Below are 14,598 nucleotides of genomic sequence, written 5' to 3'. Positions count from 1 at the left end.
ACCCCGCGCGGCGCAATCCGCCCGAGACTCACAGATTTGAGTAACGGGGACCAGAAAACATGTGCACAAGGACATGTACACGAATCACTGTACGACACAGACTATGACTCACGATCCAACCCTTAAGAAAGGGAGCGCATGAGCAGAGGCCACGCCAGGTGAAGCTCGCGTTTCCAGTAGGGCCAGCTATGGGTGCCGTCCCGATACAGATGCGTGGTCGGCTCAATTCCCAGCGCGCGAAGACGGCGCAGGAACGGTCCGACGGTGGAGCGCACGATGGGCTCGGCCAGATTGGCCGGGCTCCAGGCCGCGCCGGGCGGGTCGAGGGGGCCCGGCCGACCGGTCCGCCCCGCCGACAGGTACAGGCCGGTGCCGCGCAGCCGCGGAGCCAGATGCAGCGGGTCGCTGGCCCGCCAGTGCCGGTCGTGCAGGACGGGCACGCCCCACATGTCCAGGGGATTGACGCGTCCCGCCACGGCGGTCGCGGCCAGCAGGCCCACCGCGGCCAGAGGCGTGCGGATCGAGCACAGCCCGCTGAGCGCCGCCGCGTAGCGGAACGTCCCCGGGTTGCGCGCGGCGCTGAGCAGGGCCCCGTATCCACCGCCGGAAACTCCCGCGACCGCCCGCACGGACGAGGCCCGGTACCGGTCGCGCATCAGCTCGAACACCTCCCGGACGTGGAATCTCTGCCACTGCGGGCCGCGCCGCCAGTCGGTGTAGCCACCGGCCCTGCCGCCGTCGGGGATGACGATGAGCACGTCGTCGTCGCGGCTGAGCCGCTCGACGTCGGTCTCGCGCGTCCAGGACCGGCAGTCGTCCAGCCCACCGTGATGCAGGCTCAGCAGCGGCCAGCAGCGCGTGCCCCGTGCGGACCAGCCCCGGGGCAGCAGCACCTGGATCCGCAGAGCGTCCACACCGACCGACTCCGCCCGCACCGTCAATTCACGCAGGCGGTCACTCAGCCGTTCCTCTTCAAGGACCCTGACATTCATAAACGGAAACCATAACGTCCCGACAACCATATCCCGCCACAAAAACAAAGACGCGGTTCGCACAGCCGAACCGCAATTTCGAGCTGCCCAAAACAAACAACCACCACCCCGGGAAAGGTCAGGTGAAAACAATGGTCTGGCTCATCTGCCTGCTCGCCGCCTGCATGACCGGCAACGCGTTGCGCCTGCGGCATCGCCTGACCGGGCTGCACCGCCTGCCGCCGTCACCCGACCCCGATCCCGATCCCCCCGACCCGTACGCGCTCGTCACGGCCGAGGACGTGTCCGTCCCCGAAGAGGTCCGCCGCGCCGCCGACCGGTACGCCCGCGATCACGACCTGGGGATGCTCGACCTGGTCCCGGCCGACCTGCCGGTGGATCAGGCCCTGGACCTGGCCAAGCATCTGGACTTCCGTGCTTACCGCCGCGACGTCCACGGCATGGGCCGGGGCGCGTGCCACGCCGTCCTGGCGCGCCCACGGGCCCTCGCCGAGGCACGCGGCGCCACGGCGCCCGACCCCGCGGAACTCGGCGAGCTGACAACCCGGCTCCGGTTCTCCACAGGCACGGCCGACATGGTGGTGGCGCCCATCTCGGCCCTGAACCTGACCACCCACCGGCGGGCCCTGCTCCGCTCGCTCGCGCTGATCATCCCGCAGACCCTCGCGCTGCCGCAGACCCTCGGCGCGTCCGCCGCCGGCTACACCCTGGTCGTGCTGGCCATCGCCGCCGCACCGCTGCCCGGCGCGTGCCTCGCCGTCCTCTACAGCCTGCTGCCCTACCTCGTCTTCGGCGGCACCGCCATCTCACCCCGCGACCTCCACCAGGTGGCGCTCGGACGCATGATCCATACTCCGCTCTCGATCTGGCGGACGCTGCGCGCCCCCCGAACCCGCTGGGAACGCACGCTCATCGCCCGCCGGGAACACGCACGCACCTGGTACCGCACCCAGATCGAAGCGGGCATCGGACGGTTCCTCGGCCCCCGCCGCGACGACTGCCCCTGGTGCGGCTCCCGCGACCTGCGCCACCACGTCACCGCCCGGGACGTCCTCCAGGGCAAGCCCGGCCGCTTCACCCTCGAACGCTGCGCCAGATGCCGCCACATCTTCCAGAACCCCCGCGTCACTCCCGAGGGTCTCGACTTCTACTACAAGGACGTCTACGACGGACTCGGCGACGCCCTCGCCGAGCGGATCCTCAGCTCCACCACCACCTGGTACCTGGCCCGCGCCCGCCTGGCCCGCGAGCACCTCAGCCCCCGGGCCTGGCTGGACGTCGGCACCGGCCGGGCCCACTTCTGCCGGGCCGCCCGCCGGGAGCTGCCCGGAACCCGCTTCGACGGCCTGGACCAGAGCGCGGCCATCGACGAGGCGACGGCACGCGGCTGGATCGGCCGAGGCTACCGAGGCGCGTTCCTCGACTACGCGCCCACCCTGACCGGCACCTACGACATCGTCAGCATGTTCCATTACCTGGAGCACACCGCCGATCCACTCGCGGAGCTCGACGCCGCGGCCAAGATCCTGCCGCCTGGCGGGCACCTGCTCATCGAGATGCCCGATCCCGCGTCCCCGTTCGCCCGGATCCTGCGCGGCTTCTGGGTGCCCTACCTGGCGCCCCAGCACCTGCACCTGATCCCGATCGAGAACCTCAAAACAGCCCTGGAACTGCGCGGGCTGCGGATCGTCGCCGAGCAGCACCGCGAGGCCGACCAGGGCCCGGACTTCATCACCTCGGCGGCCGCCCTCCTGAACTGGCTCTCGCTGGACGTCGACCGTCCCTGGTGGCCACGCCGCCCCGGCCGCGCCGAGTCCGCCCGGGTGTTCGCCACGCTGCTGCTCGCCGCGCCCCTCATGGCCACGGCCATCGCGCTCGACCTGCTCACCTATCCCCTGGCCCGCAGGCACAGCAATGCCTACCGGATCCTCGCCCGAAGGGACACCGCGTGAAACGAATCGCCGCCCTCCTCATCACCATCCCCCTGCTCACCAGCCCGGCCCAAGCACAAGCCATCACAGAGACCTGGCTGAACCAACGGACCCTCGACCTGTCGTTCCACTCGTCCGCGATCGGAACAACGGTCAAGGCCCGGATACTCCTGCCCAGAACCTGGTCGCGCACCGCCGCGCGAACCTGGCCCGTCGTCTACGCCTACCAGGGCGGACGCGACGACTACACGTCCTGGACCCGCGAGACCGACATCGAACGCCTCTCAGCGGACCAGGACGTCATGGTGGTCATGCCCACGGGCGGCGACAACGGCAGCTACACCGACTGGTGGAACCACGGCAGGGGCGGCGTCCCCCGCTGGGAAACCTTCCATACCAGCGAACTCCTCCAGGTCATGACCCGCTACCGCGCCGGAAACCGCCGCGCCGCGCTGGGCGTCTCGTCCGGCGGCCAGGGCGCCATGGCCTACGCCGCCCGCCACCCCGGCCTGTTCCGCTACGCCGGCTCCTTCAGCGGGCCCACCCATCTCACGATGGACGGCATGCAGGCGTTCCTCACCGTCACGAACCTGCTCGGCTCCGGCCTGGACGCCTTCCGCATCTTCGGAGTGCCCGGCCTGGACGACGCCAACTGGCGGGCCCACGACCCCTACGTCCTGGCGTCCAACCTGCGCGGCACCGGCCTGTACGTCTCCAGCGGCACCACCGGCCTCAACGGCCCCCACACACCACCCGGCGCCCAGTGGCGCCTCACCCAGCTCAGCGAGATCTTCATCGGCCGCATGAACCAGACCTTCGTCACCCGCCTGCGAGACCTCGGCATCCCGGTCACCGCCCACATCTACGGCGACGGCTGGCACGCCTGGCCCGAATGGACCCAGGAACTCCACACCGCCTGGCCCCTGGTCATCCAAGCGCTCACCGACTGATCAAAACAGGCTCGGGAAGATCCACCTCCTCGGGCCCGCCATAAGCGATAACGATGATCGCCCCAGGAAACGCAGCCTGCAGCCCGGCAGCCAGAGCCCGAGTACTCGCGTACTCACCCGAAGCAAGCGGCACCCGCGCGTCCTCCAGGGTCAGCGCCGCACCATCAGCACGCCACCCATGAACGGTGTAGGCGCCCGAAGACCCAATCCGCACACGCAACTCGGCACCACGAAATGCCTGAGACATCAACCATTCTCCAAGGTGATCGAGTGACGCCTCATAGTCTGTGCCACACACCACACCACAAATAGACACCGGACTGACAACCAAACCGCCCCTAGGACACGTCCAAACGCGCCCGCAACCGTCCCAGAGCCTGCTCGTGCCAGTCGTCCAGAAGGAGCAGCGCCTGACGCCCCCGCTCGGCGTCACCGGCCTCCCAAGCGGCCAGCATCTCGCCCCACCACCACGCATGCTCGGCGGGCTCGGCGTAAAGGGCGTCCACCACCTCGGGAATCTCCCCCAACATCGCCCCGAGAGAGTTCAACATCGCCATCACCACCCCGCCCCCCAGCACGGAAAGCGCAGAACGCAGAATCTGCAGCACCGCCTTATGCACGTCACTGGCCACCGCACTCTCGTCCTCGACCAGCAACTCCAACCGGCGCAACGCCCGCCGCGCCGGAGCGACGTCATACTCCGCCGGGTTCGCGGCGATCCTCGGCAGCGCGCCGTCGTAGAACATCCGCAGCGCGTCCAGGACGTCCCGCACGGTCGTGACGGTCAGATCGGGCAGCATGTGCGAGAACCGGATCAGATAGCGCCAGGTCTCGATCCCGCCGTACAGGTGGATATCGCAGACCACGGCCCCCAGCCCATGCCGCGGCTCGACGAACCCGGCCGTCCGCAGCCGCCCCAGAACCAGCTGAACGGTCGAGGGATTGATCCCGTATTCCGCGGCCAGGTTCCGAATCGACGGCAGCCGCTCCCCCGCCTCGAACCGCCCCGAAGCGATCTGAAACGCGATCCGATCGGCGACCTCGTCGACAACAGTGCTGCGCGCCACCACCCGTCACCCCTCAGCCAGACCGGCGCCCCAGTCTACGACCGAGCCGACGAACCAAGAGCGACAGTCCCCCGCTTGCCATCACCCACAAACTGTCTCTACAGTAAACAGTATTCCAAGGACACAGTTACAAGCAGACAAGGACCAAGCCATGTCCAGATCAGTGCTCGACATGTCGATGTCCCTAGACGGGTACGTCGCCGACCCCAACGACTACCTCGGGGGCGAGGGCGGCGAACGGCTGCACAAATGGGCCGACGCCCAGACCGGCCCGGTCCAGCAGTTCCAAAGCGAGTGGAAGGCGGCCGGCGCGATCCTCGCGGGACGACGCACCGCCGAACTCATGGACCACTGGGGCGGCGACCACGGCGGCGCCCCGATCTTCGTCCCCAGCCACCGCCCACCCAGCCCGGCCGCCCGCTGGATCCACCCGCTGGTGACGTACGTGAACGACGGAATCGCCAGCGCCATGGCCCAGGCCAAGTCCGCCGCCGGCGACCGAGACGTCCAGGTCCGCGGAGGCGCCTACACCGTGCAAAAAGCGCTAGAAGCCGGAGTACTGGACGAGGTGCAGATCCACCACATCCCCGTCCTGCTCGGCGCCGGCCACCGCCTGTTCGACGTCCTACCCTCGGAAATCGAACTGGAAATCATCCAGGTCATCGACACCCCCCAAGCCACCCACATCCGCTACCGCGTCCGCTACTAAACACGAACGCCCAAAGGGGGCAAGGGGCAAAGCCCCAAAAGGGGGTCCAGGGGGCGAAGCCCCCTGGTGGGGGCGCGGGGGCAAAGCCCCCGCATCGGGGGGCTCCGGGGGGTCGTCCCCCCGGGCAAAATAACGAGGAGTAAAGGCCCGCGCCCTCCGCGGGCACACCTCTCCCAACTCCGAGTGGAGCTATGGGGATTCGAACCCCAGACCTCCTCCATGCCATGGAGGCGCGCTACCAACTGCGCCATAGCCCCGTGCGGCTGCGTGGACGTGCATCCCGCAGCGCGCCGTCAGTCTAGCGGACCGGCGGCTTGGACTCGAATCGGTTTCGTCAGGTGCCGTTCTCGGTGCGGTCGTCGCTGAGGACGGGTTCGGGCAGGGTGCCGGCGTTGTGCTCGACGAGGCGCCAGCCGCCGTCGCGCATCTCGCCCAGGACCGACCAGCAGCAGTTGGACAGGCCGCCGAGGCGTTCCCAGACCTCCTCGGGCAGGCCGAGGAGGTGGGACATGCCCAGGCGGAGGGCGGCGCCGTGGGACGCGACGACGAGCAGGCCGTCGGGCGGCAGGTCGTCGAGGGCGCGTTCGAGGGCGGCGCCGACGCGCTTGGCCACCTGGGCGCTGGTCTCGCCGCCGGGCGGTTGCCACTGGGCGTACTCGGCGGGGTAGCGGTCGCGGATCTCGCGGTTGGTGAGGCCCTCCCAGGCGCCGCCGTCGCGCTCGATGAGGTCCTTGTCGTGGCGGACGGGAAGGCCCGTCACCTTGGCCAGGGCCTGGGCGGTGTCGGCGGCGCGCTGGAGCGGGGACGCCAGGAGTGCGGTGGGGCGCAGCCCGGCCAGGAGGCGGGCCGAGCTGTGGGCCTGCTGGACGCCGGTGTCGTCCAGGGGGATGTCGGTCTTGCCCTGGAAGCGGCGCTCGACGTTCCACGCGGTCTGGCCGTGGCGCCACAGCACGACCCGGCGGCGGCCGGGGACGCGGTCAGTCACGCGGGCTCCCGACGGCTCGGGCGCGATGCTCGGCGTGGGCGTTGACGCTGTCGGGCAGCTCGATCAGCGGGCAGTCCTTCCACAGCCGTTCGAGCGCGTAGAAGAGGCGGTCCTCCTCGTGCTGGATGTGGACGATGATGTCCACGTAGTCGAGAAGCACCCAGCGGCCGTCGCGCTCGCCCTCGCGGCGGACGGGCTTGGCCTCGGCCTCCTCGCGGAGCCGCTTCTCGATCTCGTCGACGATGGCGCGGACCTGGCGGTCGTTGGGCGCCGAGCAGAGCACGAAGGCGTCGGTGATGACCAGCTGCTCGCTGACGTCGTAGGCAAGGATGTCGTCGGCCAGCTTGTCGCCCGCGGCCTCGGCGGCGATGCGGACCAGCTGCGCGGCCCTGTCGGATGCGGTCACGTGTGCTCGCGGTCCTCCCTGTAGGGATCGGTTCCCGGTTCCAGCTTCTCATGGCCCGCGGGAACGGTCCCCGGATTATCCCAGTACGGCCGACCGGTGACGGTGGCCCCAGCGCTTCCAGGTTATGGCCTGCGCGGGACGTTCCGTCCAAGGTCAGGCGGCCTGGTCGAGGTAGAGGCCGCGCTTGTTGATGTACTGGACGATTCCGTCCGGGACGAGGTACCAGATGGGCTCGCCGGAGTGGACGCGGTCGCGGCACTCGGTTGAGGAGATCGACAGGGCGGGGACCTCCATCAGGCTGACGCGGCCGTTGGGGAGCCCGGGGTCGGTGAGGCTGTGGCCGGGGCGGGTGCAGCCGATGAAGTGGGCCAGTTCGAAGAGCTCGGCGGTGTCGTGCCAGGTGAGCATCTTCGCCAGGGCGTCGGCGCCGGTGATGAAGAACAGGTCGGTGTCGGGGCCGTGGAGTTCGCGCATGTCGCGCAGCGTGTCGGCGGTGTAGGTGGGGCCGGGGCGCTCGATGTCGATCCGGCTGACCGAGAACCGCGGGTTGGACGCCGTGGCGATGACGGCCATGAGGTAGCGGTCCTCGGCGGCCGCGATCCGCTGGCCTTCCTTGTGCGAGGACAGGCCGGTGGGGACGAACACCACCTCGTCCAGCGAGAACACGTGGGCGACCTCGCTGGCGGCCACCAGGTGGCCGTGGTGGATGGGGTCGAAGGTGCCTCCCATGATCCCCAGGCGCCGCGTTTGCGTCATGCCGACGAGAATAGCCAGGACGCGAAGCGGCGCCGCGCACCGGCCCCCTCAGGCGAGTCCGGGCAGGGGCGCTTCGCCCGTCTCCCAGGGGACGACGCGGACGGCCTTGCCGACCTCCACCCGGGGGACGGTGCCGGAGGGCAGGACGTGGACGTCGGCGGCCAGCCCCAGTTCGGCCTGGAGGGCCTTGGCGAGCTCCTCGGCGGGGTCGCCTCCGGCGGCGGCCTCGCAGGCGACCAGGAGGCGGGTGGCGGGCTTCCTGCGGTCGACGACGAGCTGGTAGTGCGGGACGACCAGCCCCGTGCCCAGCAGGACGCGCTCGACCTCGCTCGGGTAGACGTTGACGCCGCGGATCACCAGCATGTCGTCGGCGCGTCCGGTGACCTTGCTCATCCTGACCAGGCTGCGGCCGCAGTCGCAGGCGGCGCGGGTGAGGGAGGCGATGTCGCCGGTCCGGTAGCGCAGCAGCGGGAGGGCCTGCTTGGTCGGGGTGGTGAACACCAGCTCGCCGGGTTCGCCGTCGGCGACGGGCGTCCCGGTGGCGGGGTCGACGGCCTCGACGACGAAGTGGTCCTCGTTGACGTGCAGGCCGTTCTGTTCGAGGCATTCGGTGGCGACGCCGGGGCCGATGACCTCCGAGAGCCCGTAGATGTCGACGGCCTTGATCGGCAGGACGCGCTCGATCGCGGCGCGCAGCTCCTCCGTCCAGGGTTCGGCGCCGAAGATCCCGGCCTTGAGCCAGGAGAGGTCGGCCCCGGCCTCGGCGGCGGCCTCGCCCAGGCGCAGCGCGTAGGCGGGCGTGCAGGCCAGGACGTCGGGGCGCAGGTCGGTCAGCAGCCGCACCTGCCGCTCGGTCATCCCGCCGGACATGGGCACGACGGTGGCGCCGAGCGCGACGGCGCCCTGGTGGATGCCGATCCCCCCGGTGAACAGGCCGTAGCCGTAGGCGTTGTGGATGATGCTGCCCGGCCCGGCTCCCGCGCAGGACAGCGACCGCGCGCACATCGAGGCCCACAGGTCGAGGTCGGCCCTGGTGTAGGCGACGAGGGTGGGTCTCCCCCGCGTCCCGCTCGATCCGTGGACGGCGGCGACCTGGTCCCGAGGGACGGTGAGCATCCCGAAGGGGTAGTTGTCCCAGAGGTCCTGCTTGGTGGTGAACGGCAGCTTGTGCAGGTCGGCGAGCGTGACGTCCGCCCCGCCCTTCACCCCGGCCTCGCGCAGCCGCTCCCCCTGGACGCCGCCGGCGGCCAGCAGCCGGTCGACCAGGCCCCACAGGCGGTGCCGCTGGAGCGCGGCCCTCTCGTCCCGGGACATCGCCTCGGCCTTCGGATCGAACATGCGCGCCTCCTCGCCCCCCGCCTGACCCCGGATGCCAGGAGTAGACCCCCGCGCGCCCGCGCGGCGCAACCCCGCCGCGCGGGGCGTCCGGCCGAATCGAGCCATATCGTGATCCGGGCCGGGGAACCTTGGGGCCGGACGGATCGTCGGACTTACCATGCCGGACATGACATCGAACACACCGGACCGAGCACGCACGCGCTTCCCCGGAATCAGCTCCCGGGCCTACGAACACCCGGCGGACCGTTCGGCGCTCGTGGCGCTGCGCTCGCTGACCGGGTTCGACGTCGTGCTGCGGCGTCTCTCCGGGCTGATCAACGAGAGGGCCATCAGGCTGGAGTTCCTGGGCGGCAGCGTCCGCGTGGGCGAGGACCAGTTCCGCAACCTGTACGACATGGTGCGCGACGCGTCCTACATCCTGGACCTGCCCGAGGTTCCCGAGCTCTACGTGACGCAGAGCCCCGTCCCGAACGCGATGGCGATCGGGTCCGACCGCCCCTTCATCGTGATCAACACGGGCCTGATCGAGCTGCTCGACGAGGAGGAGCTGCGCTTCGTCGTCGCGCACGAGGTGGGCCACATCCTGTCCGGCCACGCCGTGTACCAGACGATGATGATGATCCTCATGCGTCTCGGGTCGCGCCTGGCCTGGCTGCCACTGGGCAACATCGGCATCGCGGCGATCATCATGGGTCTGCGCGAGTGGTTCCGCAAGGCGGAGCTGACCTGCGACCGCGCGGGGCTGCTGGCGGGTCAGGACCTCGACGCCGCCAAGCGGACGATGATGAAGCTGGCGGGCGGCACCGCCCTGAACGAGATGAGCACCGAGGCGTTCCTGGCGCAGGCGCGCGAGTACGACGCCGCCGGGGACGTCCGCGACGGGTTCCTCAAGCTGATGAACCTGCTTCGCCACACCCACCCCTACGCGGTGGTGCGCTTCGCCGAGATCGAGAAGTGGGCCACCGGCGGCGAGTACGAGCGGATCCTGGCGGGCGACTACCCGCGCCGCGACCAGGACGCCAACGCCAAGGTCTCCGACGAGGTCAAGGACGCCGCCAACTCCTACCGGGAGTCGTGGCAGCAGAGCGCCGACCCGTTCATCGGGAAGGTGCGCGACGTGGCCGAGGGCGCGGCGTCGGCGGCCAGCGGGGTGTTCGACCGCTTCGCCCGCCGTGGCGGCGACAGCGGGCCGACCAGCTCCAACTGAGCGAGGGCCGGTGGCGGGCCGTATCGGGGGAGCGGCCCGCCACCGGCGTTTTCGGGCAGGCCCTAGAAGGGCGCCGGGATCAGCAGCTCGACGTTGCGGTCCTTCGGGTCACCGCGCCGGTCGCCTTCGCGCTTGTCCTGCCAGTCGTTGGCGGCGACCTCCCGCGACAGCGACGAGAGCCGCACCGGGTCGCCCGTGCGGCCGCCGAAGGAGTCGGGCCCGGCGGAGTCGAGGATCGTGGTGAAGACCGACAGGGTGCCGTCGGCGTTGTCGGCCAGCTCGATGACGCGGCTCTGCTGCGGCCAGTCGATGTGGGCGGCGGTGTTGACCTCCCAGAAGCCGCCCCTGCCGCCCGCGCGCGGGTGCGCGATGACCTCGTTGCGGTGGGTGTGGCCGTTGACCCAGAGGATGACGTTCGGGTAGCGCAGCAGCAGCGCCTTCACCTCGTCGCCGAGGACGCGCCCGCCGCCGAGCCCGTTGCCCATCGACGCGATGGTGTGATGGCTGAACAGGACGAACAGCCGGTCGCGGGCGCCGCCCGTGTGCCGGCTTCCGGCCTTGAGCTCGGCCTCCAGCCAGGCGAACTGCCGCTTGTCGAGCGATCCGTCGGAGTAGCCGGTGGGGTTGACGGTGTCGAGGACGAGACCGCGCACGACGCCCCGGTCGAAGCCGTAGTAGGCGGTGCCGTCGCGCAGGTTGGCCTGGGTGAACCCGTGGCCGCGCGGCGACGCGGTGGTGGTGAAGTGCTCGCGGACGACCTCGGCGCGCGACACCATGCGGCGCCCGGCGTCCGGCGTGACCTGCCGGAACAGCCCGCTCCGCCGCTTGCTGAGCCGGACGAGCTCGCGGTGGTCGTTCGAGGTCAGCATCCGCACCAGGCGCTCGGCCTCGAAGACGCTCCCGGGCGCGCCGATCTTGATGCCGCCGGTGGCCAGCGAGGCGAACAGCGGGTTCTGCGCCACCGTGCCCTGGACGAGGTTGTCGTGGTTGCCGAAGACCGCGAGCCAGGGGCTGTCGAGGCCGGTGGCCTGGAACGGGCGGCGCGCGGCGTCCAGCAGGCCCTTGACCCGGGGGAAGCCGTGCTCGGTGAGCGCGACGTCGGGCTTGGCACCGGGCGGCGGGCCGTCGGGGTGCCAGAAGCGGTCGTCGTAGTTCGCCCAGTCCTGGACGCCCTCGTACCGGGTGAGGTCGCCGGAGTCGGGGTGGACGCGGCCGCCGTCCAGCAGGTCGATGATCCAGCGCAGCTCGTTGTACTGGGTGTTGTCGGTGGCGTCGCCGGTGTTGATCGTGAAGGCGAGGCCGAGCCCGGTGGCCGGGCCCCTGCCGACGCGGTTGAGCGCCCGCACCATCGACTCGGCGACCTGGGTGCTGAGGATCTCCTGGGGACGCCAGGAGCCCTCGAACGGCAGGAAGCCCAGCAGGTCCTTGAAGCGGTCGAGGAACTCGACCCGCGCGGGCGACTGGGTGTCGATCACGTGCACGTCGGTGAGGTGCCCGAAGGCCAGCAGCCCGCGCCGGGCCGCCGCGCGGCGGGCACCCGCGGCGCCGCCGAGGTCGCGGCGGAGCAGATGCGGCTCGCCGGGCCCGCCGACGACCCCGCGGTAACCGCCGGGGCCGGGGGCACCGAGGACCAGGGTGCGGTCGAGCGTCGTCCCGGCGACGGGGCCGCGCAGGCGCGGGGCCGCGGCGGCCGGGCGCGCCGGGAACGCCGCGAGCCCGGCGGCGCCGGCGCCGAGCACGGCGCCCTTGAGGACGCGCCGGCGTTCGATCTCTGCTGTCACAGTCGTGAATTAGAGCATGTCTCACGTTGTGACATCAATGACCAGATTGTCACTCCACCGACACCCTCGGACAGGTGCCCCGCTACTTGAGATGACCTTCGCCGGTGACGACGTACTTGGTGGACGTCAGCTCCGGCAGGCCCATCGGGCCGCGCGCGTGCAGCTTCTGGGTGGAGATCCCGATCTCCGCGCCGAAGCCGAACTCCTCGCCGTCGGTGAAGCGGGTGGAGGCGTTCACCATCACCGCGGCCGAGTCGACCAGCGCGACGAAGCGCTTGGCGGCGGGCTGCGAACCGGTCACGATCGCCTCGGTGTGCCCGGACCCGTATCGGCGGATGTGCGCGACGGCCTCGTCCAGCGAGCCGACCACGCGGGCGGCCAGGTCGAGCGAGAGGTACTCGGCGTACCAGTCGTCCTCGGTCGCCGCGACGACGCCCTCGCCCGCCGCCCGGACCCGCTCGTCGCCGTGGACGGTCACACCCTTGGCCTTCAGCGCCGCAAGCGCGCGCGGCAGGAAGGCGTCGGCGATGTCGGCGTGCACCAGGACGGTCTCGGCCGCGTTGCACACCGAAGGACGCTGCGTCTTGGCGTTCACCAGGATGTCGACCGCCAGGTCGACGTCGGCGGCGGCGTCGACGTACACCGCGCAGTTGCCCACCCCGGTCTCGATCACCGGGACGGTCGACCCCTCGACCACCGAGTTGATCAGCGATGCCCCGCCGCGCGGGATCAGGACGTCCACCAGCCCCCGGGCCCGCATGAGGTGCTTGACCGACTCGCGGGACGTCCCCGGGACCAGCTGCACCGCGTCGGCCGGGACGCCCGTGCCGCGCAGCGCGTCCTGCATGATCCCGACCAGGACGGTGTTGGAGTCGAAGGCCGAGGACGAGCCGCGCAGCATCGCCACGTTGCCGCTCTTGAGGCAGAGCGCGGCGGCGTCGACGGTGACGTTCGGACGGCCCTCGTAGATGATCCCGACCACGCCGAGCGGCACCCGGATCTGCCGCAGGTCGAGGCCGTTGGGCAGCACGCTGCCCCGCACCGTCTCCCCCACCGGGTCGGGCAGCGCGGCGACGCTGCGCACGGCGGCGGCGATCGCGGCGATCCGCTCCTCGTCCAGGCTCAGCCGGTCGATCATGTACTCGGAGATGCCCGCCTCGCGGGCGCGGGCGACATCGCCCGCGTTGGCCTTGACGATCTCGGCCGCCCGCTCGACCAGCGCCCCGGCCACGGCGTGCAGCGCGGCGTCCTTCACCGAACGCGGCAGCGGCGCCAGGACCGCGGCCGCCTCGCGCCCCCGCTCGGCGACCCGGAGAAAGGCCTCGCGGTCCCGATCAAGATCACTCATCACCGGCTCCTTCTTCGCTCGTCAGGATCACGAGATCGTCGCGGTGGATGATCTCGCGCTCGTACTCCGGGCCCAGCTCGCGGGCGAGCCAGCGGGTGGACCGGCCCATCAGCTCCGGGATCTCGCCCGAGTCGTAGTTGACCAGCCCGCGCCCCACGACGCGCCCGTCCGCGCCGCACAGGTCGACCGGGTCGCCCGCCGCGAACTCGCCCTCCACGCCGGTCACCCCGGCGGGCAGCAGGGACTTGCGCCGCTGGACGACCGCGTCGACCGCGCCCGCGTCCAGCATGACCCGTCCCTGGCCCGTCGTCGCGTGCGCAAGCCACAGATGGCGGGTCGAAAGGCGCCGCCCGTCGGCCGGATGGAACAGCGTCCCCACCGGCTCGCCCGTCAGCGCGTGCGCGGCGGACGCGGCGTTGGTGAGCACCACGGGGATGCCCGCGATCCTGGCCGCCTCGACCTTGGTGACCATCCCGCCGGTGCCGACCCGCCCCGACCGGCCCAGCTCGATGCCCGCCAGATCGGCGGGCGAGCGGACCTCGTCGATACGGGCCGCGCCGGGACGTCTCGGGTCGCCGGTGTAGAGCGCGTCGACGTCCGACAGCAGGACCAGCGCGTCCGCCCTGGTCAGATGGGCGACCAGCGCCGCGAGCCGGTCGTTGTCGCCGAACCTGATCTCGTCGGTCGCGACCGTGTCGTTCTCGTTGATCACCGGCAGGACGCCCATGGTCAGCAGCTGCGCCAGCGTCCGCTGGGCGTTGCGGTGGTGCACGCGGCGGATCATGTCGTCGGCCGTCAGCAGCACCTGACCCACCGTCACGCCGTGCCGGGCGAACGACGAGGTGTACCGCGCCATCAGCAGCCCCTGGCCGACACTGGCCGCCGCCTGCTGGGTGGCCAGATCGGGCGGGCGTCGGGTCAGCCCCAGCGGCCCCAGCCCGGCGGCGATCGCACCGGACGACACGAACACGATCTCGGTGCCCGCCGCGCGCCGCGCGACCAGGACGTCCACGAGCGCGTCGATGCGGTCGGCGTCGATCGTCCCCCTCGGGGTCGTCAGCGACGACGACCCCGCCTTCACCACGATCCGCCGCGCCTTGGAGATCACCGTGCGGTTGCCCATGAAGT

13 protein-coding genes and 1 tRNA gene are annotated in these 14,598 nt (G+C 71.0%); 4 read left to right on the top strand and 10 right to left on the bottom strand.

The features are described 5' to 3' along the window. Window positions 1–122: 122 nt before the first annotated feature. Complete coding sequence (locus tag ACQPY4_RS12030) at window positions 123–992, bottom strand: alpha/beta hydrolase (protein WP_433335514.1); 870 nt, start codon at window positions 990–992, stop codon at window positions 123–125. A 131-nt stretch (window positions 993–1,123) separates the two neighbouring features. Here ACQPY4_RS12030 and ACQPY4_RS12025 point away from each other — a divergent pair, with 131 nt between their 5' ends. Both ACQPY4_RS12025 and ACQPY4_RS12020 read left to right on the top strand, forming a co-directional pair. Continuing rightward, a complete protein-coding gene (locus ACQPY4_RS12025) occupies window positions 1,124–2,944 on the top strand; it encodes a class I SAM-dependent methyltransferase (protein ID WP_433335512.1) in 1,821 nt (606 codons plus the stop codon). Further along, window positions 2,941–3,873: an alpha/beta hydrolase gene (locus ACQPY4_RS12020; RefSeq protein WP_433335510.1), complete on the top strand. Its 933-nt coding sequence runs from the start codon at window positions 2,941–2,943 to the stop codon at window positions 3,871–3,873. The genes ACQPY4_RS12025 and ACQPY4_RS12020 overlap by 4 nt, the downstream gene beginning before the upstream one ends. A gap of 338 nt (window positions 3,874–4,211) precedes the next feature. Here ACQPY4_RS12020 and ACQPY4_RS12015 read toward each other — a convergent pair whose 3' ends face one another. After that, entirely contained in the window at window positions 4,212–4,943 is a 732-nt protein-coding gene (locus ACQPY4_RS12015) for a GntR family transcriptional regulator (RefSeq protein ID WP_433335508.1), read from the bottom strand. Between the two features lie 148 nt (window positions 4,944–5,091). On the opposite strand from ACQPY4_RS12015, the gene ACQPY4_RS12010 reads away from it, so the two are divergent. After that, the gene (locus tag ACQPY4_RS12010; protein ID WP_433335506.1) at window positions 5,092–5,649 is read left to right on the top strand and encodes a dihydrofolate reductase family protein; all 558 of its coding nucleotides are present in this window, start codon (window positions 5,092–5,094) and stop codon (window positions 5,647–5,649) included. Between the two features lie 184 nt (window positions 5,650–5,833). Here the strand turns inward: ACQPY4_RS12010 and ACQPY4_RS12005 are convergent. The 5 genes from ACQPY4_RS12005 to ACQPY4_RS11985 form a co-directional block, all read right to left on the bottom strand. Further along, a tRNA-Ala gene (locus ACQPY4_RS12005) sits at window positions 5,834–5,906 on the bottom strand. Between the two features lie 77 nt (window positions 5,907–5,983). Further along, window positions 5,984–6,634, bottom strand: a complete 651-nt coding sequence (locus ACQPY4_RS12000; protein ID WP_433335504.1) for a histidine phosphatase family protein — start codon at window positions 6,632–6,634, stop codon at window positions 5,984–5,986. Next, window positions 6,627–7,040 (bottom strand): ribosome silencing factor, encoded by a 414-nt coding sequence (gene rsfS, locus ACQPY4_RS11995; RefSeq protein WP_433335502.1) that lies wholly within the window; start codon window positions 7,038–7,040, stop codon window positions 6,627–6,629. The genes ACQPY4_RS12000 and rsfS overlap by 8 nt, the downstream gene beginning before the upstream one ends. 153 nt (window positions 7,041–7,193) lie before the next feature. After that, on the bottom strand, window positions 7,194–7,796 hold the full coding sequence (nadD, locus tag ACQPY4_RS11990; protein WP_433335500.1) for a nicotinate-nucleotide adenylyltransferase: 603 nt from the start codon (window positions 7,794–7,796) through the stop codon (window positions 7,194–7,196). Window positions 7,797–7,844: 48 nt separating this feature from the next. Continuing rightward, complete coding sequence (locus ACQPY4_RS11985; RefSeq protein WP_433335498.1) at window positions 7,845–9,134, bottom strand: phenylacetate--CoA ligase family protein; 1,290 nt, start codon at window positions 9,132–9,134, stop codon at window positions 7,845–7,847. A gap of 166 nt (window positions 9,135–9,300) precedes the next feature. Between ACQPY4_RS11985 and ACQPY4_RS11980 the strand changes: the two genes are divergently transcribed. Further along, entirely contained in the window at window positions 9,301–10,341 is a 1,041-nt protein-coding gene (locus ACQPY4_RS11980; protein ID WP_433335496.1) for a M48 family metallopeptidase, read from the top strand. A 62-nt stretch (window positions 10,342–10,403) separates the two neighbouring features. Here ACQPY4_RS11980 and ACQPY4_RS11975 read toward each other — a convergent pair whose 3' ends face one another. The 3 genes from ACQPY4_RS11975 to proB all read right to left on the bottom strand — a co-directional run bounded on the left by ACQPY4_RS11975 (window position 10,404) and on the right by proB (window position 14,593). Then, the gene (locus ACQPY4_RS11975) at window positions 10,404–12,122 is read right to left on the bottom strand and encodes a TIGR03767 family metallophosphoesterase (protein ID WP_433335494.1); all 1,719 of its coding nucleotides are present in this window, start codon (window positions 12,120–12,122) and stop codon (window positions 10,404–10,406) included. An 82-nt stretch (window positions 12,123–12,204) separates the two neighbouring features. Beyond that, on the bottom strand, window positions 12,205–13,470 hold the full coding sequence (locus tag ACQPY4_RS11970; RefSeq protein ID WP_433335492.1) for a glutamate-5-semialdehyde dehydrogenase: 1,266 nt from the start codon (window positions 13,468–13,470) through the stop codon (window positions 12,205–12,207). Further along, window positions 13,463–14,593: a glutamate 5-kinase gene (gene proB, locus ACQPY4_RS11965; protein ID WP_433335490.1), complete on the bottom strand. Its 1,131-nt coding sequence runs from the start codon at window positions 14,591–14,593 to the stop codon at window positions 13,463–13,465. The genes ACQPY4_RS11970 and proB overlap by 8 nt, the downstream gene beginning before the upstream one ends. Window positions 14,594–14,598 lie beyond the last annotated feature (5 nt).

Origin of the sequence: Spirillospora sp. CA-294931 (genome assembly GCF_050946795.1) — a bacterium.
Lineage (GTDB): Bacteria > Actinomycetota > Actinomycetes > Streptosporangiales > Streptosporangiaceae > Spirillospora.
Note: the sequence above shows the minus strand (reverse complement) of the source record. Positions and strands in the feature narration are given on the sequence as shown.

Bases quoted from the DNA above. Each gene is read 5' to 3' on its own strand.
- ACQPY4_RS11985 (WP_433335498.1), bottom strand. From the start codon at position 9,134: ATGTTCGATCCGAAGGCCGAGGCGATGTCCCGGGACGAGAGGGCCGCG.
- ACQPY4_RS11980 (WP_433335496.1), top strand. From the start codon at position 9,301: ATGACATCGAACACACCGGACCGAGCACGCACGCGCTTCCCCGGAATC.
- ACQPY4_RS12025 (WP_433335512.1), top strand. From the start codon at position 1,124: ATGGTCTGGCTCATCTGCCTGCTCGCCGCCTGCATGACCGGCAACGCG.
- ACQPY4_RS11970 (WP_433335492.1), bottom strand. From the start codon at position 13,470: ATGAGTGATCTTGATCGGGACCGCGAGGCCTTTCTCCGGGTCGCCGAG.
- ACQPY4_RS12030 (WP_433335514.1), bottom strand. From the start codon at position 992: ATGAATGTCAGGGTCCTTGAAGAGGAACGGCTGAGTGACCGCCTGCGT.
- ACQPY4_RS12010 (WP_433335506.1), top strand. From the start codon at position 5,092: ATGTCCAGATCAGTGCTCGACATGTCGATGTCCCTAGACGGGTACGTC.
- proB (WP_433335490.1), bottom strand. From the start codon at position 14,593: ATGGGCAACCGCACGGTGATCTCCAAGGCGCGGCGGATCGTGGTGAAG.
- nadD (WP_433335500.1), bottom strand. From the start codon at position 7,796: ATGACGCAAACGCGGCGCCTGGGGATCATGGGAGGCACCTTCGACCCC.